Annotated in this window: 24 protein-coding genes; 9 read left to right on the top strand and 15 right to left on the bottom strand. The window is 70.6% G+C overall.

The features are described from left to right. Nucleotides 1-2: 2 nt before the first annotated feature. Nucleotides 3-647 carry a tetratricopeptide repeat protein gene (locus ABMY26_RS19775; RefSeq protein WP_372398879.1) on the bottom strand — a complete coding sequence of 215 codons (645 nt, stop codon included), beginning with the start codon at nt 645-647 and terminating at the stop codon, nt 3-5. A gap of 272 nt (nt 648-919) precedes the next feature. Continuing rightward, complete coding sequence (locus ABMY26_RS19770) at nt 920-1,561, bottom strand: LuxR C-terminal-related transcriptional regulator (protein ID WP_372398878.1); 642 nt, start codon at nt 1,559-1,561, stop codon at nt 920-922. 928 nt (nt 1,562-2,489) lie between these two features. On the opposite strand from ABMY26_RS19770, the gene ABMY26_RS19765 reads away from it, so the two are divergent. Beyond that, complete coding sequence (locus ABMY26_RS19765) at nt 2,490-3,230, top strand: response regulator transcription factor (protein ID WP_372398877.1); 741 nt, start codon at nt 2,490-2,492, stop codon at nt 3,228-3,230. Nucleotides 3,231-3,255: 25 nt separating this feature from the next. On the opposite strand, the gene ABMY26_RS19760 is transcribed toward ABMY26_RS19765, so the two are convergent. From ABMY26_RS19760 to ABMY26_RS19720, 9 genes are all read right to left on the bottom strand, one after another. Further along, the gene (locus ABMY26_RS19760; protein ID WP_372398876.1) at nt 3,256-5,196 is read right to left on the bottom strand and encodes a methyl-accepting chemotaxis protein; all 1,941 of its coding nucleotides are present in this window, start codon (nt 5,194-5,196) and stop codon (nt 3,256-3,258) included. Nucleotides 5,197-5,437: 241 nt separating this feature from the next. Beyond that, nucleotides 5,438-5,818, bottom strand: coding sequence for a tRNA-binding protein (locus ABMY26_RS19755; RefSeq protein ID WP_372398875.1), 381 nt, complete (start codon nt 5,816-5,818; stop codon nt 5,438-5,440). A gap of 134 nt (nt 5,819-5,952) precedes the next feature. Then, nucleotides 5,953-6,387, bottom strand: a complete 435-nt coding sequence (locus ABMY26_RS19750; RefSeq protein WP_372398874.1) for a phasin family protein — start codon at nt 6,385-6,387, stop codon at nt 5,953-5,955. 176 nt (nt 6,388-6,563) lie between these two features. Continuing rightward, complete coding sequence (locus tag ABMY26_RS19745) at nt 6,564-7,277, bottom strand: TetR family transcriptional regulator (protein WP_372398873.1); 714 nt, start codon at nt 7,275-7,277, stop codon at nt 6,564-6,566. Nucleotides 7,278-7,390: 113 nt separating this feature from the next. After that, a complete protein-coding gene (locus tag ABMY26_RS19740) occupies nt 7,391-7,873 on the bottom strand; it encodes a YbaK/EbsC family protein (RefSeq protein WP_372398872.1) in 483 nt (160 codons plus the stop codon). A gap of 12 nt (nt 7,874-7,885) precedes the next feature. Beyond that, a complete protein-coding gene (gene proC, locus ABMY26_RS19735; RefSeq protein ID WP_372398871.1) occupies nt 7,886-8,710 on the bottom strand; it encodes a pyrroline-5-carboxylate reductase in 825 nt (274 codons plus the stop codon). 15 nt (nt 8,711-8,725) lie between these two features. Next, nucleotides 8,726-9,229: a YbjN domain-containing protein gene (locus ABMY26_RS19730; RefSeq protein ID WP_045580273.1), complete on the bottom strand. Its 504-nt coding sequence runs from the start codon at nt 9,227-9,229 to the stop codon at nt 8,726-8,728. A gap of 247 nt (nt 9,230-9,476) precedes the next feature. Then, nucleotides 9,477-9,851, bottom strand: a complete 375-nt coding sequence (locus tag ABMY26_RS19725) for an accessory factor UbiK family protein (protein WP_372398870.1) — start codon at nt 9,849-9,851, stop codon at nt 9,477-9,479. A 114-nt stretch (nt 9,852-9,965) separates the two neighbouring features. Continuing rightward, nucleotides 9,966-13,232, bottom strand: a complete 3,267-nt coding sequence (locus tag ABMY26_RS19720; RefSeq protein WP_372398869.1) for an AsmA family protein — start codon at nt 13,230-13,232, stop codon at nt 9,966-9,968. Nucleotides 13,233-13,547: 315 nt separating this feature from the next. On the opposite strand from ABMY26_RS19720, the gene ABMY26_RS19715 reads away from it, so the two are divergent. Together ABMY26_RS19715 and ABMY26_RS19710 are read left to right on the top strand one after the other, a co-directional pair. Further along, entirely contained in the window at nt 13,548-13,730 is a 183-nt protein-coding gene (locus ABMY26_RS19715; protein WP_372398868.1) for a DUF4169 family protein, read from the top strand. 189 nt (nt 13,731-13,919) lie between these two features. Then, nucleotides 13,920-14,732, top strand: a complete 813-nt coding sequence (locus tag ABMY26_RS19710) for a DUF2189 domain-containing protein (RefSeq protein WP_372398867.1) — start codon at nt 13,920-13,922, stop codon at nt 14,730-14,732. Nucleotides 14,733-14,814: 82 nt separating this feature from the next. Here the strand turns inward: ABMY26_RS19710 and ABMY26_RS19705 are convergent, their stop codons facing one another. Next, on the bottom strand, nt 14,815-15,012 hold the full coding sequence (locus ABMY26_RS19705; RefSeq protein WP_045580277.1) for a DUF1192 family protein: 198 nt from the start codon (nt 15,010-15,012) through the stop codon (nt 14,815-14,817). Nucleotides 15,013-15,164: 152 nt separating this feature from the next. Between ABMY26_RS19705 and ABMY26_RS19700 the strand changes: the two genes are divergently transcribed. The 5 genes from ABMY26_RS19700 to ABMY26_RS19680 all read left to right on the top strand — a co-directional run bounded on the left by ABMY26_RS19700 (nt 15,165) and on the right by ABMY26_RS19680 (nt 19,066). After that, nucleotides 15,165-16,196: an NAD(P)H-quinone oxidoreductase gene (locus ABMY26_RS19700; RefSeq protein ID WP_372398866.1), complete on the top strand. Its 1,032-nt coding sequence runs from the start codon at nt 15,165-15,167 to the stop codon at nt 16,194-16,196. 368 nt (nt 16,197-16,564) lie between these two features. Next, on the top strand, nt 16,565-17,176 hold the full coding sequence (locus ABMY26_RS19695; protein ID WP_372398865.1) for a DUF1013 domain-containing protein: 612 nt from the start codon (nt 16,565-16,567) through the stop codon (nt 17,174-17,176). Between the two features lie 78 nt (nt 17,177-17,254). Continuing rightward, on the top strand, nt 17,255-17,863 hold the full coding sequence (locus tag ABMY26_RS19690; RefSeq protein ID WP_372398864.1) for a UbiX family flavin prenyltransferase: 609 nt from the start codon (nt 17,255-17,257) through the stop codon (nt 17,861-17,863). A gap of 161 nt (nt 17,864-18,024) precedes the next feature. Then, nucleotides 18,025-18,705, top strand: coding sequence for a carbonic anhydrase (locus tag ABMY26_RS19685; RefSeq protein ID WP_372398863.1), 681 nt, complete (start codon nt 18,025-18,027; stop codon nt 18,703-18,705). 103 nt (nt 18,706-18,808) lie between these two features. After that, a complete protein-coding gene (locus ABMY26_RS19680; RefSeq protein WP_372398862.1) occupies nt 18,809-19,066 on the top strand; it encodes a hypothetical protein in 258 nt (85 codons plus the stop codon). On the opposite strand, the gene ABMY26_RS19675 is transcribed toward ABMY26_RS19680, so the two are convergent. Then, complete coding sequence (locus ABMY26_RS19675) at nt 19,027-20,862, bottom strand: tetratricopeptide repeat protein (protein WP_372398861.1); 1,836 nt, start codon at nt 20,860-20,862, stop codon at nt 19,027-19,029. The two genes, ABMY26_RS19680 and ABMY26_RS19675, sit on opposite strands and share 40 nt — an antisense overlap. A gap of 184 nt (nt 20,863-21,046) precedes the next feature. Between ABMY26_RS19675 and ABMY26_RS19670 the strand changes: the two genes are divergently transcribed. After that, complete coding sequence (locus tag ABMY26_RS19670; protein WP_372398860.1) at nt 21,047-21,466, top strand: hypothetical protein; 420 nt, start codon at nt 21,047-21,049, stop codon at nt 21,464-21,466. Between the two features lie 38 nt (nt 21,467-21,504). Here ABMY26_RS19670 and ABMY26_RS19665 read toward each other — a convergent pair whose 3' ends face one another. Further along, nucleotides 21,505-21,975: a TIGR02444 family protein gene (locus tag ABMY26_RS19665; RefSeq protein WP_372398859.1), complete on the bottom strand. Its 471-nt coding sequence runs from the start codon at nt 21,973-21,975 to the stop codon at nt 21,505-21,507. 16 nt (nt 21,976-21,991) lie between these two features. Further along, a complete protein-coding gene (locus tag ABMY26_RS19660) occupies nt 21,992-23,086 on the bottom strand; it encodes an ATP-dependent 6-phosphofructokinase (RefSeq protein WP_045580285.1) in 1,095 nt (364 codons plus the stop codon). Between the last annotated feature and the right edge of the window lie 42 nt (nt 23,087-23,128).

Raw genomic sequence — 23,128 nt, 5'->3', positions numbered from 1 at the left:
GGTCAGCCCTTGCCGTAGAGGGAGGCGAGATCGGCGGCGCGGCTGCGCACGCCGGACGGCGCCTGCTGGTCGTCCGCAAGCTGCCTGTAGAGCGTGCGGGCCTTTTCGGTGTCGCCGGCACGCGCGGCCAGCATCGCGGTCAGCTCGCGCGCGCTGAAGCGCCAGGGGCTGGCGTCGGCGGTCAGCGGCTGCAGCCGGGCGGTCAGCTGCGCGGCGTCGCCGTCCTCGGCCCGCTGCATCACCGCCATCAGGGTGGCGAGGTCGCGGTACTGGGCGGAGACGGACGCGTTGCCGGCGATGCCGTCATAGACGGCGGCCGCGTCGGCCGGCTTGCCCTGCCGGATCATCAGCGCGGCGGCGTTGAACTGGGCGATGGCGGCGAGGCTGGGGTCGGCCGATCCGGCGAAGGCGGCCAGCGCCTCGACGCCCTTCTCCGGCCCCTGGGCGCTCTGCGCGATGGCGGTGACCAGCGCCGCGGTCTGTTCCTCCTTCTTCTGCGCCTGCAAATGGCGCCAGAAGCTGTAGCCGCCGGTTCCGGCCACGACCAGGACGGCGGCGGCGATCATGGCGCCGCCATATTTCTTGAACAGATGCTCCGCGCGGTCCCGGCGCAGATCCTCGTCGACTTCGCGGAAAATATCGCTCATGGCGCTGCGGTGGCATCCCTGCGGTGGCGGCGTCGCGCACGGCCCGGATGGCGGCGCGGGTCAGGCGGAACCGCGCCGGCCGGCGGACCGGACGGACGATTCCACGAGATCAAGAGGGGCGGATAGCATCGGCCTACCCGCCGGGTCAAGAGCGAGGGCACGGCCGGCCCCCCCGCCGACCGACTTTCCGGCATGCGCAGACGAAAACGGGCCGCGGGGAGGACATCCCCGCGGCCCGTTGCTTGTCCGTGCCGGATCTCAGGTCGACCCGCTCAGGCCGACATGGCGGCGGCGGCGATGACCGCCTGGGTCCGGTTCTTGACGCCCAGCGACTTGAAGATCGCGGTGACATGGATCTTCACCGTGCCTTCCGACAGGCCCAGCTCGTAGGCGATCTGCTTGTTCGACTTGCCCAGCCGCAGGCATTCCAGCACCTCGCGCTGACGCTGGGTCAGCCCGTAGCCGGCATTGCGGTCGGCGATCTCGATTGAGCGGCGGCGCGGCGCGGCGTCCATGCTGGCGGTCAGTGCGCCCGGCGGCAGATAGATGCCGCCCGAGAACACGAGGTTCAGGGCGCCCATCATCACCTTCACGCTGCTGGATTTCGGGATGTAGCCGGTCGCGCCATGGTCGAGCGCGCCGCGGATGTCGCCCAGCGCCTCGGACGCGGAAACGACCACGACCGGCACGCCCGGCTGCAGGGCCTGGATCTCGCGCAGGCCGTCGAAGCCCGGCCAGTTCGGCATATGGAGGTCCATCAGGATGATGTCGAAGGTGACGCCGGCGCGGCACCGGTTCAGCACCTCGTCGAAGGTGCCTGCCTCGACGAAGCTCGCCTCGCCCTGCAACTGCTCGAGCAACCGCCGCAGGCCTTCCCGGAACAGCAGATGGTCGTCCCCGATCAGAATCTTCATGGTACCCGTCATCCTCGCTCGCCGGCCCTTTGCAGGGCTCCTGTCGATGTCGCCCGAAGCGCCCCCACGGCACCCGGATCGCCCCACACACCGCATTCTTCGGCTCGATGGTCGCTTTGCCCGATGGTCGATCGGCCCGATGGCCGATCGGCTGTCCGGTCTTCCACCGGCTCCGCCCGAAGGCCGTCTGCCGTTGTTGACCGGTATTCGCTGTGTTGGGTACCTGATACCACGATCGGAAGAGCCCCTGTATCCGGACAAGGGCCATAGGTCATTCGAGGACGATACATCCGCGCGCGGCCCATAGGTCATGGGACGCACAAGCATTGACTCCGCCGAAAGTCATAGGGTGTGTTGCAGGCGCGAATGGAGTTATCGGTCCCGCCCATCCGGATCATTCGGAAAGGGCGCCCTTATCTCCAATAGCGACGGGGAAGTTCTTGGAACCTTGCCATCTTTGCGCCGTTCGTGTGGCAGCAACCCCGATAATCCCGAATCGACCGTGCAAGCGAGGAGGAAAAACCGGCGGCCGAACCGAACGGATAGCCCTGAAGGATGCCTGTACCAACGCGCATTCCCCTGTGACCCGGCCAGCACACATCATTCCATAAGTGTTACCGTTTCGAAACCTGGGGCGACCAACAAGGAGACGACAAGCGATCTTGGCTGATCATCCTTCGCCTGATTTACGCGGAGCACCGTTCATTTCTAAATCACGCGGTGCGACCAGGACTTCCGCCCCGAACCGTCGCCCGGCGGGATTTCCACCGCGGAATGTCAATTCGACCGGAAATACTTCGATGCCCTTACCGATTCTTCCAAGACGTGCCTGGGCCGACCGGCCGGTTTCCTTCTCAACCCCTTGACGCAGGCGGCGACGCCCCCACTTGGGCCGGCCGTGGATGCCTCCTCCAGACAGAGCTGACCCATGCACACACACCATGAGTACGCCCATGAGAAAGCATCTCACCAGACCCGCAACGCGGTGACCCCCATGCATGTCTGCCTGATCCTCGACAACAACGCGCTCACCGAGACCGTGGTGCAGCAGCTCGACCGTGGAGGCCGCCACCGCGTGACGGTCCTCCACGACATCGGGGAGCTGACCCAGAGCGCGCTGACGCCCGATGCGATCCTGATCGGCCTGCAGCAGTTCACCGCGCTCCGCGAGAACGAGCCGATGGTCTATCTGCGGCTGTCGCGCCGGTCCCGCATCGTCGTGGTGCTGTCGTCGCGCGAGCTGCTGGACGCGGCCCACATCCTGGCCTTCGCCGACGCCTGGGTCTTCGAGGACCTGAACGTCGACCGCATCAACGAGCTGCTGGACCTCGGGCTGGAGGGGCATTGCCTGATGCCCAAGCAGTTCCTGTCCCGCCTGGGCGTGGACGAGATCCGGCTGACCCTGCTGCCGCGCCTGTCCGATCCGGAATTCGAAACCCTGCGCCTGCTGGGCGAGGGCATGAACAACCGGACCATCGCCAACGCGCTGGACCTGTCTGAAGCGGTCATCAAGTCGATGGTGCGCAGCGTGCTGTCCAAGCTGCATTTCCGCAACCGCACGGAAGCCGGAGTCTTCGCCGCCCGCCAGCAGGGCGCGCTGGAACAGGCCCATGGCGGGGTGACGCCCCCGCACATCCACGCCGCCACCACACGCCGCGCCGGGGCCTGACGCTCCCCGGGACGCGCCGCCCCCGTCAGGCCGCGATCCGGCGCCCCGCCATCGCCTCCTCGAAGCGGTCGAAGCGGGCGTCGAAGGCCGGACGGTCGATCTCGGCCAGCCGGAACCGCACGCGCACCACCCCCTCCTCGCGGGTGAACGCCTCGAACGGCAGGGCCACGCCCAGGCCGTCGAACAGCAGCGTTCCGCGCATCCCGACGGCATCGGCCCCGGCCAGGGCCGCGCCGTGGCGGGAAATGTCGAGCAGGCGGACGGACAGCCGCCCCTCCTTCCCGCCGTCCGGCGCTTCGACCGTGCAAGGGGCCTCGACGCGATAGCGCGGCAGGTGGCGGCGGTCGACATCCTCGGTCGCCGTGCGCACCGCGCGCACCAGCACATGCATCAGTTCGTCGATGCTGTGGGTGACGTCCGACGCGCCGCCGCGCAGCTGGTCGGCGCGCTGCCCGGTGACGGCGGCCTCGCGCGACACCTCGTCGATGCGGGTCGACACGTCGGTCGCGGCACCGGCGGTCTGGCCGACGTTGCGCGAAATCTCCTGGGTCGCCGCCGCCTGCTGTTCCACCGCAGCCGCCACCGTGCCGGAGATGGCGTCGATCTCGCCGATGGTCCGGCCGATCTCGCGCACCTCCGCCACGCTGCGGGCGGTGACCGCCTGGATCTCGGCGATCAGGCGCGAGATCTCGCCGGTCGAGCTCGATGTCTGGTTGGCGAGGGTCTTCACCTCGTTGGCGACGACGGCGAAGCCCTTCCCAGCCTCCCCCGCCCGCGCCGCCTCGATGGTGGCGTTGAGCGCCAGCAGGTTGGTCTGCGCGGCGATGCCCTGGATCAGTTCGGCGACGTCGCCGATGCGGCCGACCGCCGACGACAGCGATTCGATGGTGGATTCGGTCCGGTTGCTGGCAGCGACGGCGGACCGGGTGACGCCGGCGGCATGGCCGACCTGGAAGCCGATCTCCTCGATCGAGGCCGACAGCTGCTCGGCGGCCGACGCGACCGCCTGGGCGTTGCTCAGCGCCTGGGCCGCGGCGGCGGCGACATTCTGGGCGTTGGCCCCGACCAGCGCCGCCGATTGCGCCATGGCGCCGGCATTGCGGTCCATCTCCTGGGTGCGGGCGGCGACCCGCTCCACCGCGCCGCGGCTCTCCTGCTCCACCGTGTCGGCCATCGACTGCAAGGCCCGGCGCTTCATCGCCTCGCCCTGGATGCGCTGGTGCTCCTGCTCGGCGCGCAGCCGCTCCGCCTCGGCCATGCCGTCGCGGAAGACCAGGACGGAGCGCGACATCGCGCCGATCTCGTCCAGCCGCCCGGTCCCGGCCACCGCGGCGGACAGGTCGCCGGAGGACAGGGCCGTCATCACCCCGCTGAGCTGCCCAAGCGGCCGCAGCAGCCGCCTCGAGGCGACATAGCCCGGCACCGCCAGCACCAGCGCGCAGAGCACCACCAGCATGGTGGCGAAGCGCATGCTGTCGTCGTAGGTCTTGAACACCTCCGCCTTGCGGATGCCGACATAGAGGATGCCGACCGTAGCACCCCCGGCATCCTTGATAGGATCGTAGGCGGCGTAATAGGGCTCGCCCAGGATGTCGACCATGCCGCGGAAGGAGGTGCCGCGGCGCAGCACCGACTCGTAGGCCGGCCCCTCGGCCAGCGTGGTGCCGACGGCGCGGCTGCCGTCGGCGTTCATGACGTTGGTGGCGATGCGGCGGTCGCCCAGGAACAGGGTGGCGGTGCCGCCGGTGATGCGCTTGATCCGGTCGACCATGGCGGTGTTGTCGTTCATCGCGACGCCGTCCAGCGTCAGCTTGCCGTCGGCGACGGCGAAGCGGCCGCCGCGCTCCTGCAGCGACGACCACGCGATGTCCATGCTGAGGCGCTGCATCTCGATCGCCTGCCGTTCCAGGTCGCGGACGATGACCTGCCCGATGGCGAACAGGATCGCGGTGCTGAGGACGAGCATGCCGACAAGATTCAACACAGTGACTTTCGTTGAAATCGAAAGCCGACCGACAAAGCCGTGCAGAGCGTTCATCGAAACCATCCACCGGGAAAGCATGTTGCAGAGCCGAAATCCAGTTCGCGCCGCACTATGCCATCCCGGTTAGAATGTATTCATTTAAAATACACGCAAAACATGCGACCGCTTGTCGCGATGCATGGACGGAACTGCTTCGATCCCCGAGGGTATTTTTGTTGCCCGGTCAGAACAGCCGCGCGCCGTCCGGCACGGGTTGGTCGGGACCGGCCAGCACCACCGCGCCCTCCGCATCGGGCAGGCCGAGGCACAGCACCTCGCTGGTGAAGGGACCGATCCGCTTGGGCGGGAAATTCACCACGGCCAGAACCTGCCGGCCGACCAGCGCCTCGGCTGCATAATGGGTGGTGATCTGGGCCGAGCTGCGCCGGGTGCCGATCTCGCCGCCGAAATCGATGGTCAGCTTGTAGGCCGGCTTGCGCGCCTGCGGGAAGGCCTCCACGGCGCGGACGGTGCCGACACGGATATCGACCTTGGCGAAATCGTCGTAGCCGATGGTGGCTTGGCCGATGGTGGCTTGGCTGTTGGTGTCTTGGCTGTTGGTCATGACTGGCCCGGCAGGAAATGAGGTCGGGCCAGGGTAGCGCGGGCGGCGCATACGGAAAAGGGGGCCGCCGATGGCGACCCCCCTTCGCAAACTCACGCCTCGGACGTCCCGGACCGGGACATCCGGAAGACGGGTCAGGCCTTCGCCTTGGTGATGGCGGCCTTGACCTCGTCCAGGCTCTCCGACACGCGCTTGGTCAGGATCTCGGCGGCCTCGGTGTTCGACTTGGCGACCATCTCGCTCAGCTCGCGGATGTTGGCCAGCGACTTCTCGAAGGCGGTCTTGACCAGATCGGCCTGCTTGGTGGCCTTCTCTTCCGGCGTGCCGGCAGCGGTCAGCTCGCCGACGGCGCGGTTGACGTCCTCGGTCACGGCGCGCAGCACCTCGGCCTGACGGCGGACGATGGCCTGGAAGCCCTCGAACGCCAGCTGGTTGGCAGCGGTCACCGCCTCGATGTTCTTGCGCTGGCTGGCGACGATGGACTCGACGTCCACGCCCGGCAGCTTCAGGTCGCCCATCAGCTTCGACGGATCGAATTCGAGGAAGGGGTTACCGCTGATCTTGGTCATAGTTTCTCATCCCAGCATCGGTGTTTGAGGCCCGCATCTTTGGGATCCGGGCATGTTGCGACGCAACATTTCAGAACCCGACTATGCAGAGTGATGAAAAGTTAGTCAACGCCGATTTTGCGCCGCAGCATAACCTTGACGGGAGAAAGGCGGCCACCCATGCGACCGCCGGTCCGCTAAGTGGCTGATCCGGCAGGCTCCCGGCCCGACCCGCGCCCCATCGGGCCGCGACGCCCGGTCCAGCGGCAGAAGGTCGCGCCCCAGCGCTCGGCCCGGCGCAGCCCGATGTCGAGCGCCGCCATGGTGCGCGACAGGTCGGCGCTGTCGTCGTCGAGGAAGACCCGCATCGCCCGCGCCTGCACGGCGCCGAGCCCGGCGACCAGCGCCGTCCCGCCCCGGCGGTCGGGGTCGATGCCGGCGGCGCGCAGCATCCAGGCCATGGAGCGGCCGAAGGAGCAGCTGTAGGCCAGTGCGGTCGCCGGCTCGCCCGGCAGGTCGTGCATCACGGCGCGCAGCCCCTCGCGGAACGGACGCAGGGCGTCGAAGCGGCGCATCATCACGTCGAACAGCCGGTCGCGCACCGTCTCGGTCGGATCGGCCGGGGCGTCGGCGGCCAGCACGGTGGCATCGGCGACGCGCGACACCGCGCCCAGCAGATCGACCCGGCTGCGATAGCGGTGGTGGAAGCGGGACAGCGGCACGCCGGCCGCGTGCGCCACCTCCAGCAGGCCGACATGGCGCCAGCCCTTTTCGGCCGCCAGCCGCATCGCCGCCGCGGCAACGCTGCGGTCGAGCGACTCCGGATCGGTCGGGTCGGATCGGAAGCTGCTGTCCCCGCCATTGCCGGGCGGCGTGTGGGGAAAAGGCGTATCGGAAGGCGTATCGGACATCGCATCACCTTCGGGCGACAGGGGTTCGCCTTACAAGATGGTGCGCGCGGGGCCGGACGTCACCTGTCCGTACCCCCTCTTCCCCCTCTTCCGCAGACGGGTCAGCCCTCGGGTCAGCCCTTGCGCACCGTCTCGACCCGGCCGCCGGTCATGCTGACCAGATCGGCGGGGGTGAGGCGGAACACCGCGTTGGGGGTGCCGGCGGCGGCCCAGATCGCCTCATGCTGCAACAGGTCGTCGTCGATCAGCACCAGCGGCGGCACGGCATGGCCGACCGGCGGCACGCCGCCGATGGCGAAGCCGGTCGACTGGCGGACGAACTCCGGGTCGGCACGCTCGATCTTCTCGCCGACCAGCCGGCCGACCGCCTTCTCGTCGACGCGGTTGGCGCCGCTGGCGACGACCAGCACCGGGCGGCCGGTCTCCCTGGTGCGGAAGATCAGCGACTTGCCGATCTGCGCCACCGCGCAGCCGACGGCGTTGGCGGCGTCCTCGGAGGTGCGGGTGCTGCCCTCATGCTCGACCACGCGGTGGCCGAGACCGATGCCGTCGAGCAGGGCCTGGACCCGGGCGGCGGAGGGGCTGAGAACGGTCATCGGGCCGGCGCCTCAGCCGGCCAGCTCGCGCGACCGCCGGGCGGCGGCGGCGATGGCGGCGGTCATCACCGGCTGCAGGCCGTCCGGCGCCATCAGCACCTCGAGCGCCGCCTGGGTGGTGCCGTTCGGGCTGGTCACCGCCTTGCGCAGATCCGCAGGCTCCTGCTGCGGCGAGGCGTCGAGCAGGGCGCCGGACCCCGACACGGTGGCGCGGGCCAGCCGCAGCGCCAGATCGGCCGGCAGCCCGGCGGCCTCGCCGGCCCTGGCCATCGCCTCGACCAGGAAGAAGACATAGGCCGGGCCGCTGCCCGACAGCGCGGTGACGGGATCGAGCAGCCCCTCGTCCTCGACCCAGGCGACGTCGCCGACCGCGCGCAGCAGCCGGTCGGACAGGTCGCGCTGACCGGCGCTGACGCGGGAATTGGCGACGGCGACGGTCATGCCGCGGCCGATGGCGGCCGGGGTGTTGGGCATGGAGCGGACGACGACCGCCCCCTCGCCCAGGAGCCGCTCGAAATACGCGATGGTCTTGCCGGCGGCGATCGACAGGAAGACGGTGCCGGGGCGGACCAGCGCACGGTAGGCCGGCAGCGCCTCCTCCATCACCTGCGGCTTGACCGCCAGCACGACGACGTCGGGGACGAAGCCGTCCGGCAGGCCATCCGCGCCGGCGGCCAGCACGACCCGCGCATCGCCGGACACCGAGGCCGGCAGGCCGGCCCGGTCGACCACCACGACGCGCGACGCGGTCCCGGCGGCCAGCCAGCCGTCCAGCATCGCCCCGCCCATCTTCCCGCAACCGACCAGCAGCAGCGCCGCACCCGTCTCGCCCGTCATCGCCCGATCTTTCCCTTACGCTTCGCCCATGGTGTCGAGGATGGCGGCCGACACCGCCTCCGACGCCGACTTGCCGCCCCAGATCACGAACTGGAAGGCGGGATAGAAGCGCTCGCACTCCGACAGGGCGATCTCGACCAGATCCTCCAGCTGCTCCACCGCCGCGCCGCGCGAGCCGCGCAGCAGCATGGTCTGGCGGAACATCGGCGTGTTCTCCTCCGAGCACACGTCGAAATGGCCGAGCCACATGCGGCCGTTGACCTCGGCCAGCAGCTCGGCGACGGCGGTGCGGCGGGCGGCCTGGACCTTCATGTCGAACTGGCAGGAGAACTGCATCGCGCTGACGTCCGGCTGCCAGACGAAATAGAGCCGGTAATCGCACCAGCGCCCGCCGATCTCGACAACCAGCTCGTCGTCGCTGGCGCGGTCGAACGCCCATTCGTTGGCGGTGACGATCTCCTCAACCACGTCGAGCGGGTTGTGGGAGGATGAAGTGGTTTCGACGGCTACTGCCGACATGTCAGCGTCCTCCTGTGAAGGCGCAATGGGCGGTACCGTTCACCCGGACCTTGGGAACGCGCCTCAGGCAACGCGCGATCCGGGCCAATACCCCGAAAATGACGAAAGGCCAAGCGTGACGATGCGGCACCCCGCCTCCCTTGGGGTTTTCCCCCGGAGCGGCGAAGCGCCAGCACGGCCGCAAGCGGCAGAATGCACCGGCACGATGACGGAGAGATGACGGCGGGAAAGCCGGCAGCGGCGCCGGTCAGGACGCGGCACCGCCCGCAACGCCGCCAGCCGGGCCGCTAGCCGGGCCGGACCCCGTCCCCGGCTCGTCCATCGCGGCCGGCAGGCCGGGGGCTTCGACCGGGACCGGCGCATGGGCGGCGGTCAGCGACGCGACGGCAGCCTCCAGCGCGGCGAGCCGTTCGGCCATCGCCTCCTGCTCCGTGCGGGCCTTGGCGGCCATGGCGCGGACCGCCTCGTACTCCTCGCGGCTGACCACGTCCATCCGCGACAGCACGCGTTCGAGCTGGGCGCGCAGCTGGCCTTCGGCCTCTTCACGCAAGGACGAAAAGGCGCCGAGCGCGCCACCCGCCACACGGGCGAGATCGTCCAGTATCTTGTTGTCGACCTGCATCGGCTCTGACTTCCGGTTACCGTTCCTTGATTATGGACGCCGGGCGCCGCGACTTCAACGCCCTTGGCCGGTCCGGCCGGCGCCGCGGCGCGCAGCCGTGGCATGCGGCGGCCCTCACGGCCGGGGCTGGACCGGCGCCGAGCCCGCAGCCGCGGCGCCGAAGCGGTCGCGCAGCGCCGACAGGTCCAGGGTCTGGGTCGGGGCGTCCCAGGGGCCGGCGATGCGCAGCGCCAGCGGCGGCAGGTCGCCGTCCGCCTTCACCTTCAGCGCCAGTCCCAGATCGAGCCGCCCGTCCGGCAGCGAAACGGTGCCGGTCAGGGTGCCGTCGGCCGGAGCGGTGGTCAGGCGGGCGTCGTCGGCGCGAATCACCCCGCGCTCGATCGAGAAGCGGGCGTCGAGCCGGTCGAGCCTGGTCTCGCCACCCTGGAGCGCGCCGGCCACCGCCCCCAGCACCTCCTGCGTGCGTTCGACCCCGGCCAGACGGCTGCGCAGGGCGGCGAGGTCGACGCCGCGCAGCGTGCCACCGCTCGCCATCGCCCGGCCGCGCCCGGTCAGGCTGCGCAGCAGCGCCTCGCCATGGCCGCTGCCGGAGAGCGTCATGTCGAGGTCGACGGTGCCGCCGGACAGGCCGAGGCCGGCAACACCGGACAGCGCCGTCCCCAGCTCCGCCTTGATGACGGTGATGTCGGCGTCCAGCCTGGGCGGCTGGCCGGATACCGCGGCGAGCCGGCCGCTGAGGCCGATCTGCCCGCCCTGCCATTCGCCGTCGAGCTGCTCCAGCGTCGCGATGCCACCGGACAGGGTTGCCCGCAGCGCCGGCTGGGCGATGCGCTGCCCGCCAAGCGTCAGCGCGGTGGAGGTCAGCGCCAGCCGCCCGTCGAGTGCCTGCATCCATCCCAGCTCGGCCAGCGGGTCGGCGGCGGAGCCCGCACCGGCCGGCCGGGCGGCGCCACCGCCGACGCCGACGCCGTCACCCACCAGCGGCGCGTTGCGCAGCCGGTCGAGGTCGAGGTCGCCGGTCTGGAGATCGGCCTGGAAGGCCGGGCGTGCCGGCTTGCGGTCCAGCGCCAGCTTGCCGCGGACGGGAATGCCGGCGACCAGCCCCTGGATGTTGCCCAGCGTCGGCCCCATCACCGTGCCACCCAACTCGCCATAGAGATCGAGCGGGCCGTAGGCGCGGGCCAGCCCGCTGTCGGCGAACAGGGCGGCGATCCGCCCCATCTCCGGATGGGTCAGGCGCAGCTTCAGGTCGGCGCTCGGCGTGCGGTCGATGCCGAGCACGGCGCCGCCGGCCTCCAGCGTGCCGCCCAGCAGCCCGGCCGACGCCTCCACCGCCAGACGCTCGCCGTCGCCGGCCAGCCGCGCCTTGGCGGTGAGCGCGCCCAGCCGCTCCGGCGCCGGCAGGCCGGACGGCCAGGCGACCGCGCTCGGCAGCCCGCCCAGCGACCCGGCCTCGGCGGTCAGCGACAGGTTGACCCCGCGCAGCGGCGCCAGGCCGGCGACCTGCCCGTCGATCCGGGCGGTCAGCCCGGCGACGTTGCCGACCTTCGCCTCGCGCACCGTCAGGGCGCCGGCCGCGACGGTCGCGTCCAGATGCAGCCCGGCGATGGGAAGCCCGCCCAGCGTCAGCTGCCCGACCCGCAGGTCGAGGTTGGCGTCGGCGAGGCCGAGCAGCCGCTGCGGCGTCTGGCCGGTGCCGGCACCCGCATCCCCCGCGGCCCGCGGCCCCGCGGCGCTCCGCGAGGGGGCGGACGTGGAGGTCGAGCCGGTGGCGGCGGATGCCGGATCGGCGGCGGGCAGATAGCCGTCCAGGTTCAGCCGGTCGAGCTCCAGCCGGGCGCCGAAGGCCGGGCGGCCACGGTCGACATAGGCGACCGCCCCGCCCAGCCGGCTGCTGTCGAAGCGGAAATCGATCCCGGACAGCTCGAACCGGTCGGCATTGCCCTGGAGCCGGGCGGCGAGCGAGGCGCGGCGCAGCCGGTCGGCCGGCACGGCATGCACGTCGAGCCTCGACCAGTCCAGCAGGGCCCGCAGATTGTCAGTGTTCGCCTCCATCCGCATGTCGAGCGTCGGCACGCCGCCCGGCGTGGTCAACTCGCCCGCCGCCACGATGTCGGACCCGCCGGGCAGCAGGGCGCTGACCCGGTCAATGTTCAGCCGGCCGTCGGACAGGCTGGCTTCGATGCGGCCCTGGCGGACCACGCCGCCATTGTAGGTCATGCCGTCGACGGCGACGTCGAGCTTGGCCTCGACCCCGACCGGCAGGGCGAAGGTCCGCACCGCGGACTTGCCGGCGGCGGTTGCGGAGGGGGATGCCGGAACGCTGCGGCCGCTGCCGGCCGCCCCGCCGTTGCGGGGCGCCGCGGCGCCGCCGCGCGGCAGCCAGGAATCCAGGTCCAGCCGGTTCACCGCCAGCGTCAGTTCGGTGCGCGGCGCCTCGCGCCGGGCCGGATCGCCGGTGCGCAGGGTGGCGCTGCCGGTGGCGCGGGTGTCGCCGAGCTGGATTTCCAGGCTGGAGAAGGTGGCGAGGCTGGTTCCCGCCTCCACCGTCGCGCGCAGGCTGTAGGGCTGCGCCAGCGCCGCCGGGGCGCGGCTGTCCAGCAGCCGGGCGAAGTCGCTGCCCTCGGCCCGCAGGTCGCCCTGCACCTTCGACATGCCGCCGCCGGTCAGGATGCCGGCGAAGCGCAGGGTCGCGTCGGTCTTCGGCATCGACAGGGTGGCGCGCACCGGCACCGCCGCCCCCTCGGTGAAGCGGCCGGCGGTTGCCTCGCCATGCAGCGACAGGCCGCGCAGGCGGAAATCGCCCTGGAGCTGGAAGGGGCCGTTCAGGCTGCCGGCGGCGATGCGGGCGTTCAGCCCCTCCACCGTCTCCGACCGGCCGTTGCGGTCGTCGCGGTAGATGACCGATCCGTTGTCGATCAGCACCTGGTCGAAGCTGACGGCCGACACCAGCCCTTCGGCGGCGCCCAGCCCGTCGCCGGCCGCCGTGCCGGCGGTGGCGAGATCCCAGTTGATGCGGCCGTCCTTCAGGACCTCCACCACGAAGACCGGCTCGACCAGCGTGATGCTCTCGACCTGGATGCGGCCGCCGAGCAGGGGGCCGAGCGCGACGCGGGCGTCCAGCTTCTTCAGCCGCACCATGTCGGGTTCGGCGGCGCCGGGGGCGTTGGCCAGCCGGGCGTCGCGCACGGTCAGGGCAGGCGACGGCAGCAGCGTGAAGCCGACGTCGCCGCGCAGCTCCACCTTGCGGCCGGTGACGAGCGACACCCGCTCGGCGATGGCGCCCTTGTAGGCGTTCCAGTCGATGAGGCTCGGCGCTGCCAACAGGAGGGCGGCCAGAACCGCCAGTCCGGCCAGAGCAGCGATCAGAATCTTCTTCACCGGGTGTCCGCCTTCCCTGCGACCGGCCTTGTGCTCGGCCGTGCCCCTTGTCCCACGTCTTTTCCGGCAACCCTGCCGCACCCGGTCCCGAGGGGGGTGGATGCAACCCGGTTCAGCCTCCGGTTCCAACCGTCTTCCGGCCGGCCCCGTCCTTCGGTAAGCTAGCGCCCGCAGAAGAAACAAGCAATTTGGGCAATCCCACGGCCAAGTTACGGATGCCGTAAATTTTTCCTGCCGGACTTTCCGGCCCGCCGCCCGCATTTTCCAGGCGCGCGGTGGGCAAATCCCAAGCAAACCGCCACCGGAGACCGAACCATGGGCGACGTCGTCAACCTCAATCGTTTCCGCAAGACCCGCGACAAGGCCGAGCGCAGCAAGGAAGCCGAGGCGAATCGGGCCCGATTCGGCCGCACCAAGGCCGAGAAGGAGCGCGACCGGCTGGACTCCCAGCGCCGCACTCAGACTTTGGACGGGCATAGGCTCGACGGTGAGACTTAACCGGTTCGGCATAGCCGCAGGCTTAAGTCATGGCAAAGACCAAGCTTTCAGGTGGGAATAACCTTTGCTGATTTGTTACTATTGGCTGGGCCAACAGTTCCCTGTTGCGACTATTTGACGGACTGTGTGACAGTACCTCCTGCGGGCGCCGGCTGGCGCCCTGCCCGGCAGTTGGGAGGGACCGTCTCCATGGTCGACATGACGTCGTTTCGAGGTTCGGTACACAAGCCTCAGGCGCCGGCCCCCGGCTGGCTCCCGCCGATCCGCGCGGTCGGCACGGAACGCCCCTGGGTCTGGCTCGCGGCGGCCTGGCAGGACATGATGGCGGCACCGGCGATCAGCTTCGCCTATGGCGCGCTGGCGGTGATCTCCAGCTTCGTCCTGGTCGTCGGGCTGGCGATGCTGGACATGGAATATCTGCTGCTGCCGCTGGGGGCGGGCTTCATGCTGCTCGGCCCGCTGTTCGCCGTCGGCCTCTACGAGACCAGCCGGCTGCTGGAGTTGGGCGAGCGGCCGACCTTCGGCAAGGTGGCCGCAGCATATCGCCGCAACGGGGTGCAGATCGCCGGGATCGGGCTGGTGCTGATGCTGGCGATGCTGGCCTGGATCCGCGTCGCCTTCCTGCTCTTCGCCCTGTTCTTCTCCGGCGAGCCGCCGGCGCTCGACCAGTTGGTCGACCGCATCTTCTTCTCGGCGGAAACCATCCCCTTCCTGCTGACCGGGACGGTGTTCGGCGGGATCATCGCCTCGGCCGTCTTCTCGATCGCCGTGGTGTCGGTGCCGATGCTGCTCGACCGCGACACCGACGTCTTCACCGCGATGGCGACCAGCATCGCGGTGGTGCGCCAAAATATCCGGCCGATGATCGGCTGGGGCTTCCTGATCGCCCTGTTCATGAGCGCCGGCATGGTGACCGCCTTCCTCGGGCTGGCGCTGGCGCTGCCGGTGGTCGGGCATGCCTCCTGGCACTGCTACCGCGACCTCGTCGGCCGGGGACGCTGAGGCGGGCGGAATCCGGACAAAGCGACGGCAACGGCGAAAAGGCCCTTTCCCGCCGGGAAGGGGCCTTTTCGCCGTTGCGGGGTCAGCCCTTCTTGAAAAACGCCTCGGCCGCCGACTTCTGCGCCTGCTTGGCGGCGATCGCGGCGCGGGCACGCCCGATCTCCGCCTCCAGCGTGGCGATGTAGGCCTCCAACTCGGCCACGCCCAGCACGGTCAGATCCTTGGGCGCCGGCTTGGCCTTGCGCGGCTCGCTATCCTCGAAACGGTCGTCGATGCTCATGGTTTGGCCCCTCCACCGCGGCCGGGTGGCGGCCGCGTCGCTCGTGTTCGCCTTGTCAGGCCGGTGCGGCAAATCTACCTTTCGGGCGGGACGATTCCAACGAGCCGAGTTGCCAAGCGACCGGCCGAAACCGTCGAAGAAGGGAAACCGCCATGGGCCTTGCCCCAACCGACAAGACGCATCCCGACAGCATGCGCTGCGTCGAGATCACCCAGCCGGGGGGGCCGGAGGTGCTGCGCCCCGCCCGCCGCCCCGCCCCGGTGCCGGGCCCCGGCGAGATCCTGGTGGAGGTCGCCGCAGCCGGCGTCAACCGTCCCGACACGCTGCAGCGCCAGGGCCGCTACGATCCGCCGCCGGGCGCCTCCGACCTGCCGGGACTGGAGCTGTCGGGCACCGTCATCGCCATCGGCGAGGGGGTGGAGGACTGGGCCAGCGGCGACCGGGTGTGCGCCCTGGTGGCCGGCGGCGGCTATGCCGAATATTGCGCGGTGCCGGCGGTGCAGGCCCTGCCGGTGCCCGGCCCGCTGTCGATGGTCGAGGCCGCCGCGGTCCCGGAAACCTTCTTCACCGTCTGGACCAACGTGTTCGAGCGCGGCGCCCTGAAGCGCGGCGAGACGCTGCTGATCCATGGCGGGTCGAGCGGCATCGGCACGACGGCGATCCAGCTGGCCAAGGCCTTCGGCGCCACCGTGTTCACCACGGCGGGCAGCGACGACAAGTGCCGCGCCTGCGAGGAGTTGGGTGCCGACCGCGCCATCAACTACCGGACCGAGGATTTCGTCGCCGCGATCCGCGAGGCGACCGGCGGGCGCGGCGTCGACGTGGTGCTGGACATGGTCGGCGGCGACTACATCGCCCGCGACGTCGAGATCATGGCGGTCGACGGGCGCCATGTCTCCATCGCCTTCCTCCAGGGGTCGAAGGTGTCGCTGAACATGGCGCCGGTGATGACCAAGCGGCTGACGCTGACCGGATCGACCCTGCGCGCCCGCCCGGTGGCGGAGAAGGGCCGCATCGCCGCCGCGTTGCGCGAGCATGTCTGGCCGCTGCTGGAGTCCGGGGCGATCAAGCCGCAGATCCACCGTATCTTCCCGCTGGAGCAGGCCGACGAGGCCCATCGCCTGATGGAAAGCAGCGCCCATATCGGCAAGATCGTGCTGGCCGTCGGGCCGGAGGCCGGTTGAGCGCAAGGCCCTGCCGGGTCCGGACGGCCAGCCGGGGACTGGCGGTTCGGAGGGGATAAGAACCGCATTTTGCGCTTTTCTTTACCGATCCCATGCCGTCGGGCTTGCCATGCGCGCCCAAGACGGGTTAGCAGAGGCAAGCAGGCGGCCGGGATTTCCCGGTGCGCCTGCGCGAGCTTGGCTACGCGGACCGGTTTTCGCCCTATATCGTGGTGACGAGGACGAGGCGACGGCCGGCACTGGCCGGCAACGGCCATGGGGCCGTGTCTCCACCCAGCACCGCAAGACTGTCCGCGCCGCATAAATCGAACGGCCGGCCGCACCACCCGCCAGCGGGTGCGGCCGGTGAAGAGTTGTCAGGAGGGATGATGGCACTGCCCTTGATGCCGAAAGCGACAGCCGTCTGGCTGGTCGAGAACACGTCCTTGTCCTTCGAGCAGATCGCCGCCTTCTGCGGCATGCATTCGCTGGAAGTCCAGGCCATCGCCGACGGCGAGGTCGCGGTCGGCATGGTGGGGCTGGACCCCATCGCCAACGGCCAGCTGACCAAGCAGGAAATCGAGCGCTGCGAGAAGAACCAGGATCTGCGCCTGAGGCTGCTGGTCGCCGACCTGCCGCAGGTGGCCTCCCGGTCCAAGGGTCCGCGCTACACCCCGATCACCAAGCGCGGCGACAAGCCCGATGCCATCGCCTGGCTGCTGAAGCACCATCCGGAGCTGTCGGACGCCCAGGTCTGCCGGCTGATCGGCACCACCAAGCCGACCATCGCCGCGGTGCGCGACCGCACCCACTGGAACGTCGCCAACATCAAGCCGCGCGGCCCGGTGATGCTCGGCCTCTGCTCGCAGCGCGAGCTGGAGGAGGCGCTGGCGCTCGCCATCCGCCGCGGCGGCGTGCCCCGTCCGCCGGAGGAAACCGAGGATCACTACGGCGAGAACCAGGACGACGACCGCTATTCCGAACAGGAAGACGCGCACTGACATCCCCCCGCCGCCATTCCCCACAGGACCGAGTCCCGTCCTGCCGGGGACGGCGGCGGGCATGAAGGCCCCCCCGACATGACCGACAGCAACGCATCCGTTCCGCCCCGGCTCGTCGTCGGCATCAGCGGCGCGTCGGGTGTGGTCTACGGCATCCGCATGCTGACGGTGCTGCGGCGGATCGGCGTCGAATCGCATCTGGTCGTCAGCCGCTCCGCCGAAGTGACGCTGGCGCACGAAACCAGCATGAAGGTGGCGGATCTCAGGGCGCTCGCCGACGTCAGCTATGCCGCCGCCGACATCGGCGCGGCGATCTCCAGCGGCAGCTTCCGCACGCTGGGCATGGTGGTCGCCCCCTGCTCGGTCCGCACGATGAGCGAGATCGCCAGCGGCGTCACCTCCACCCTCCTGACCCGCGCCGCCGACGTGGCGCTGAAGGAACGCCGCCGGCTGGTTCTGATGGTGCGCGAGACGCCGCTGCATCTGGGCCACCTGCGCACGATGACGGCGCTGGCCGAGATGGGGGCGGTGATCGCGCCGCCGGTCCCCGCCTTCTATGCCCGGCCGGAGAGCATCGACGATCTGGTCGACCATTCGGTCGGCCGGGTGCTGGACATGTTCGGGCTGGATGCCGGCAACCTGCGCCGCTGGGGCGAAGGCAAGGGCACTGTCCGGGACGAGGGCTGAGGTCGAGGGCTGAGGTCGAGGGCTGAGGTCGAGGGCTGAGCCGCGCTGCACCGCCGAAACTGGCCGCTTGGAGCGCGGGCGCATTGCGGCTATACCGCTGGTGATACCATGATGCGGGGCCGGCCTTGCCGCCGGCCGGCAGGAACAAGGGACAGGCCGAGATGCCCTTCAGCAGCAAACCCACCGAACCCATCCGACAGCTCCTGGCCGGCATCCGGGCGTTCCGCGCCCGCTATTACGATCGCCGTCCCGAGAACATGCGACAACTGGTGACGGAGGGGCAGCATCCCGAGGTGCTGCTGATCGGCTGTTCCGACAGCCGCGTCGACCCCGCCCTGCTGACGATGGCCGAGCCCGGCGAACTGTTCGTCGTGCGCAACGTCGCCAACCTCGTCCCGCCCTACCAGCCGGACGGCAGCTATCACGGCACCTCGGCCGCCATCGAATATGCGGTGAAGTCGCTGAAGGTGTCGGAGATCATCGTGCTGGGCCATGCCCAGTGCGGCGGCATCCAGGGCCTGATCCGGCTGCGCAGCGGACAGAAGGCCGAGGACGATTTCGTCTCCCCCTGGGTGTCGATCGCCGCATCGGCGCTCGATCCCTATGTCGGGCCGGAAGGGTCGGAGCAGGAGAAGTTCGACGCCGAACGGCTGCAGCACACCCCGGCGATCATCGAACGGGCCGCCGTCCGCGCCTCGGTCGAGAACCTGATGACCTTCCCCTTCGTCCGCGAGCGGGTGGAGGCCGGGACGCTGCACATCCATGGCTGGTGGTTCGACCTGGAGAACGGCGAAATGTGGGCGATCCATCCCGAAACCCGCATGTTCCAGCCCGTCGAATAAAAAGGGACACAGTACGCGGTCACGGGAATTTCCGGCCACCCTGCCCTGTTGAGAGCGAAGGACAGACACGTCTTCGCTCTCGACACGGAAGGGAACCCACCCAATGAAGACCGCACTTCGCCTTGTGATCCTGGCCGCCGCGCCGCTGGCGCTGGCCGCCTGCAACCAGACCGGCGGCAACGGCGGCGGCATGTTCGGCAGCGGCGGCGGCGGGCTGTTCGGATCGGGAAGTTCCGATTCGGCCTACGCCCGCAACGGCCGTTGCGACGATCCGCGCTACAACACCTCCAACGGCGGCCGGGCCGAGGCCGGGACCGACGATTACGACTGCTCGCGCTTCGGCGACGGCCTGAAGCGCTGAGCCGCTTCCGCCAGTTCGGCGGCCATCCGCCCGGCGACCGCTCCCCAGTCGCCGGGCGCCGGCTGGCGGAACAGGCGGGCGGTCGGATACCAGGGGCTGTCGGCACGGCCGGTGAGCCAGCGCCAGTCCGCCGAGAAGGGCAGCGCCAGCCACAGCGGCCGGCCGAGCGCCCCCGCCAGATGCGCCGGACCGGTGCAGGACGACACCACGAGGTCGAGACCGGCCATGATCGCCGCGGTGTCGGCGAAGTCGGCGATCTCCGGCCCGAGATCGGTGAAGCCGGCGGGCAGCGCCGCCCCGTCGAGGTCGGCCCGGCCCTCCCCCATCTGCAAGCCGTAGAAGCGGCAGCCGGGCACCTCCAGCAGGGCGCGCAGGCCGGCCAGCCGCGGCGACCTCTGGTCGTCGCCGGGAAAGCGCGGGTTGCCGGCCCAGACCAGACCGACGCGAAGCTCCCGCCCGGCCTCCGGAGCCAGCCGCAGGCGCCAGCGCTCCAGCCGTTGCGGGTCGGGCCGCAGATAGGGGGTCGTGGCCGGGACGTCCGCCAGCACCGTGCCGAAGGCGCGCGGCAGGCTCATCAGCGGGCATTCCAGATCGAAGGGCGGCAGCGGGTCGCCGCGGGCGATGACCTGCGCCACCCCCTCCAACCCCGCCGCCAGCCCCGCCGCCAGCGCCAGCAGCGGGCGCTGCACCTCCAGCACCACCCGGCCGCCCAGCGCCGCCACCAGCGGGACATAGCGCAGGAATTGCAGCGTGTCGCCCAGCCCCTGTTCGGCATGGAGCAGGATGGTCCGGCCCGCGAGCGGCTCGCCGCGCCAGGTCGGCTGGGAGAAGCGGCGCCAGGGCGGTTCGGCGCGGTCGTCCTGCCGGCGCCAATCGAATTCGGGCCAGCCGGCGGCATAGTCGCCAGCCATCAGCCTCGCGAAGCCGAGATTCCAGTGCAGCCCGGCATCCTGCGGCCGTTCGGCCAAGGCGCGGGCGAAATCCTCCGACGCCTCGGCCGGCCGGGCCATGGCGACCAGCGCGGTGCCGCGCGCCGCCCACAGCGAGGAACCGGGGCGCAGCCGCTCCGCCGCGGCGAAGGCGTCGAGCGCCTCGGCGAAGCGGCCGAGCTTGGCCAGCGCCGCCCCCAGCACCTCCCAGGCCTCGCCAGTGTCATGGCCGGCGGCGAGCGCGTCGCGGGCCGCCGCCTCGGCCGCCGCCCAGCAGCGACGGGCGGCGAGTGCCGCCGCCAGCGTCGCATGGGCGGTCGTGCGGATAGTGGCCCAGGCGGGCGTCGTTGCCCCGCCGGTCAGCCGCAGGGCGCGGCGGGCGCAGCGCTCGGCCGCGGGCGGGTCGCCGCAGGACAGCAGGACGGCGGCGCGGTTCGCCAGCGCGGCGGCATGGTCCGGCGCCAGCGCCAACGCCCGGCCGGACGCCGCGAGCGCCTCCCCGTTCCGCTCCAGCCGGCGCAGGGCGGCGCAGCGCCCGGCATGGGCGTCGGCCAGTTCGGGCATCAGGCGCAGCGCCCGGCCATAGAGCCGGGCCGCCGGTCCGGCATCGCCCGCCGACTGCGCCACCCCGGCGAGGTTCGACAGGCCGGCGACGCCATCGGGCCGCAACGCCACCGCAAGACGCAGCAGCCGCCCGGCCTCCTCCAGCCGCCCGGTCTGTGCCGCCAGGACGCCCAACAGTTGCATCGCGTCGGCATATTCCGGGTCGGCGCCGAGGATCCGGCGATAGATGTCCTCCGCCTCCGCCACGCGCCCCGCCTGATGGCGGTCGAGGGCGATCATCAGGGCCTGGGATAAAGTAACCATCTGAATCCATGCAGGATTGGCAAGGTTTTGACAGTGTTTCCGGATCATACCCCGGCACGGCCCCGCCGGTCCGGCAAGGCGATGTCAGGAACCGTTGCAAACGGTCACAGGATTAGGATTTTCCCTGTATTGTCATGAGACTGACGCATCGCTATTGTCCGCGCCGATCATTGAGGAGCGGATTATGACGTCCCGCCCAGCCAGGGCATTCTGCCGAACCGTCGCCAGCCGGTCGATCCACCTTCCGGTTGCCGCGCTCATCCTGCTCGGCGCCGCCTTTCCAGCGCAGGCCAACGAAGGCGCCAAGCCGAACGGCTGCCCGTGGGCGCAGGACGTCACGCTGGAGATCAACGGCAAGACCCTGACCCTGAAGCAGGACGTCTTCACCGTCACCACCCCCGAGCCGGTCGAGATCGACCAGTTCAAGGTCTATCCGCTCGTCGACCAGCTGAAACTGCGGATCGTCGGCCCCAAGGGCCGCGAATGGGAAGCGGCCCTGACCCGGCTGGTCAGCGGCAAGCGCTGCAGCGCCTTCTATGTCGGCAAGCCGGAGCTGACCTCCAGCGTCGCACGCGACCCGAACGAGCTGATCCTGAACCGCTGACGGGAACGGGGATGGCGGGGACAGGGCGCGGCCGGCGCTCATTCCCCGGCCGGCCTTGCCGCCAACTGTCCGGCCAGCTCCTCCAGCGCCGGGTCGCCGCCCGGCACCAGAAGCGCCATGTTGGCGGCGGCGAGCGCCATGCCGCCGCCCGGCCGCGGCGCCAGCCCGGCAACGGTGGCGGCGGCGAACAGCCGGTCCTGCTGGACGCGCTCGGCCTCCAGCTCGGCCGCCTTCATGCGACGATAGAACGCATCGTCCTCCGCCTTGGCGCGTCGGCGCAGGGCGCGCAGCGGCAGCACCACCTCGTCGCGCCAGCCGGAGACCGCCGAATCGATGCGGGAAAGCGCGTCGCCGGACAGGCCGGCGGCGCACTCCAGCCCGGCCCAGGCGGCGAACAGCAGCAGGTTGACGTCGACCCCGCGCCGGTCCTGGAGCGCCAGGCAGGCGGCGGGCACCCCCGGCCGCCCATAGACGGCCAGGGAGAAGTCCCAGAAGGGATTGGCGCCCACCGGCCCCGTCCTCCCCTCAGTCGCCGAAGCTGATGTTCAGGCCGCGCGCGGTCTTGACCAGCGCCCCGTCCAGCTCGACGCAGGAATAATGCTCGATCGCCTCGGTGATCGGCACGTCGATGACCCCGCGGTTGGACCAGGCGACCATGCGGTCGTACTTGCCGTCCGCGATCAGGTCGACGGCATGGACGCCGAAGGCGGACGCGATCAGCCGGTCGCGCGGGCTCGGCATGCTGCCGCGCTGGACATGGCCGAGCACCGTGACGCGGGTCTCCGCCCCGGTGGCGTCGGCGATCTTCTCGCCGATATAGTCGCCGATGCCGCCATAGCGCTTCTCGCCGCCCTGCAGCACCTTCTTGACCCCGGTGCCCTCCAGCGTCTTCACCGCCTCCGACACGACGACCAGGGCGAAGTTGCGCCCGGTGTTGCGCACGTCCTGGATCTTGGCGGCGACGCTCTCGATCGAATAGGGGATCTCGGGGATCAGGATGACGTCGGCCCCGCCGGCAATGCCGGCCGCCAGCGCGATATGGCCGGCGTCGCGGCCCATCACCTCCAGCACCATGACCCGGTGGTGGCTGGCCGCGGTGGGCTGGAGGCGGTCGAGCGCCTCGACCGCCACGGCGACGGCGGTGTCGTAGCCGACCGACACCTCGGTCTTGCCCAGGTCGTTGTCGATGGTCTTGGGCACCCCCACCATCGGGAAGCCGCCCTTCTGCGCCAGCTTGTGCAGGATGGCGAAGCTGCCGTCGCCGCCGATGCCGATCAGCGCGTCGAGCCCGAGCTCGCGGTAGCCGCCGATGATCTCGTCGGACCGATCCTTCACCGTGCCGTCCGGCATCGGATAGGCGAAGGGGTCGCCGCGGTTGGTGGTGCCGAGGATGGTGCCGCCCTGGCGCATCATGTGGCCGTCGACGGAGCCGAGATCGAGCGTCTGGTATTGCACCGGCCGCTGTAGCAGGCCCTGGGTGCCTTCCTTGATGCCCAGCACCTGCCAGCCGTAGCCGGTGGCGCGGTGGACCACCGCGCGGATGACCGCGTTCAATCCGGCGCAATCGCCGCCGCTGGTCAGGATGCCGATGCGCTTTCCGGCTTTCGTTGGGGCAGTCATTGAGGGGTTCCCGTCCCGTTCGCCTGTTCGTTGAAATGGACC

It is taken from the genome of Azospirillum sp. HJ39, assembly GCF_041507355.1.
GTDB classification, from domain to species: Bacteria; Pseudomonadota; Alphaproteobacteria; order Azospirillales; family Azospirillaceae; genus Azospirillum; species Azospirillum thiophilum.
The sequence above is the reverse complement of the archived record's forward strand: the minus strand, read 5'-3'. Positions and strand labels throughout refer to the sequence as shown.

Bases quoted from the DNA above. Each gene is read 5' to 3' on its own strand.
- ABMY26_RS19755 (WP_372398875.1), bottom strand. From the start codon at position 5,818: ATGACCAACAGCCAAGACACCAACAGCCAAGCCACCATCGGCCAAGCC.
- ABMY26_RS19695 (WP_372398865.1), top strand. From the start codon at position 16,565: ATGGCACTGCCCTTGATGCCGAAAGCGACAGCCGTCTGGCTGGTCGAG.
- ABMY26_RS19760 (WP_372398876.1), bottom strand. From the start codon at position 5,196: ATGCTCGTCCTCAGCACCGCGATCCTGTTCGCCATCGGGCAGGTCATC.
- ABMY26_RS19750 (WP_372398874.1), bottom strand. From the start codon at position 6,387: ATGACCAAGATCAGCGGTAACCCCTTCCTCGAATTCGATCCGTCGAAG.
- ABMY26_RS19705 (WP_045580277.1), bottom strand. From the start codon at position 15,012: ATGAGCATCGACGACCGTTTCGAGGATAGCGAGCCGCGCAAGGCCAAG.
- ABMY26_RS19690 (WP_372398864.1), top strand. From the start codon at position 17,255: ATGACCGACAGCAACGCATCCGTTCCGCCCCGGCTCGTCGTCGGCATC.
- ABMY26_RS19700 (WP_372398866.1), top strand. From the start codon at position 15,165: ATGGGCCTTGCCCCAACCGACAAGACGCATCCCGACAGCATGCGCTGC.
- proC (WP_372398871.1), bottom strand. From the start codon at position 8,710: ATGACGGGCGAGACGGGTGCGGCGCTGCTGCTGGTCGGTTGCGGGAAG.
- ABMY26_RS19710 (WP_372398867.1), top strand. From the start codon at position 13,920: ATGGTCGACATGACGTCGTTTCGAGGTTCGGTACACAAGCCTCAGGCG.
- ABMY26_RS19680 (WP_372398862.1), top strand. From the start codon at position 18,809: ATGAAGACCGCACTTCGCCTTGTGATCCTGGCCGCCGCGCCGCTGGCG.
- ABMY26_RS19775 (WP_372398879.1), bottom strand. From the start codon at position 647: ATGAGCGATATTTTCCGCGAAGTCGACGAGGATCTGCGCCGGGACCGC.
- ABMY26_RS19715 (WP_372398868.1), top strand. From the start codon at position 13,548: ATGGGCGACGTCGTCAACCTCAATCGTTTCCGCAAGACCCGCGACAAG.
- ABMY26_RS19670 (WP_372398860.1), top strand. From the start codon at position 21,047: ATGACGTCCCGCCCAGCCAGGGCATTCTGCCGAACCGTCGCCAGCCGG.
- ABMY26_RS19770 (WP_372398878.1), bottom strand. From the start codon at position 1,561: ATGAAGATTCTGATCGGGGACGACCATCTGCTGTTCCGGGAAGGCCTG.
- ABMY26_RS19765 (WP_372398877.1), top strand. From the start codon at position 2,490: ATGCACACACACCATGAGTACGCCCATGAGAAAGCATCTCACCAGACC.
- ABMY26_RS19660 (WP_045580285.1), bottom strand. From the start codon at position 23,086: ATGACTGCCCCAACGAAAGCCGGAAAGCGCATCGGCATCCTGACCAGC.
- ABMY26_RS19740 (WP_372398872.1), bottom strand. From the start codon at position 7,873: ATGACCGTTCTCAGCCCCTCCGCCGCCCGGGTCCAGGCCCTGCTCGAC.
- ABMY26_RS19675 (WP_372398861.1), bottom strand. From the start codon at position 20,862: ATGGTTACTTTATCCCAGGCCCTGATGATCGCCCTCGACCGCCATCAG.
- ABMY26_RS19730 (WP_045580273.1), bottom strand. From the start codon at position 9,229: ATGTCGGCAGTAGCCGTCGAAACCACTTCATCCTCCCACAACCCGCTC.
- ABMY26_RS19725 (WP_372398870.1), bottom strand. From the start codon at position 9,851: ATGCAGGTCGACAACAAGATACTGGACGATCTCGCCCGTGTGGCGGGT.
- ABMY26_RS19745 (WP_372398873.1), bottom strand. From the start codon at position 7,277: ATGTCCGATACGCCTTCCGATACGCCTTTTCCCCACACGCCGCCCGGC.
- ABMY26_RS19685 (WP_372398863.1), top strand. From the start codon at position 18,025: ATGCCCTTCAGCAGCAAACCCACCGAACCCATCCGACAGCTCCTGGCC.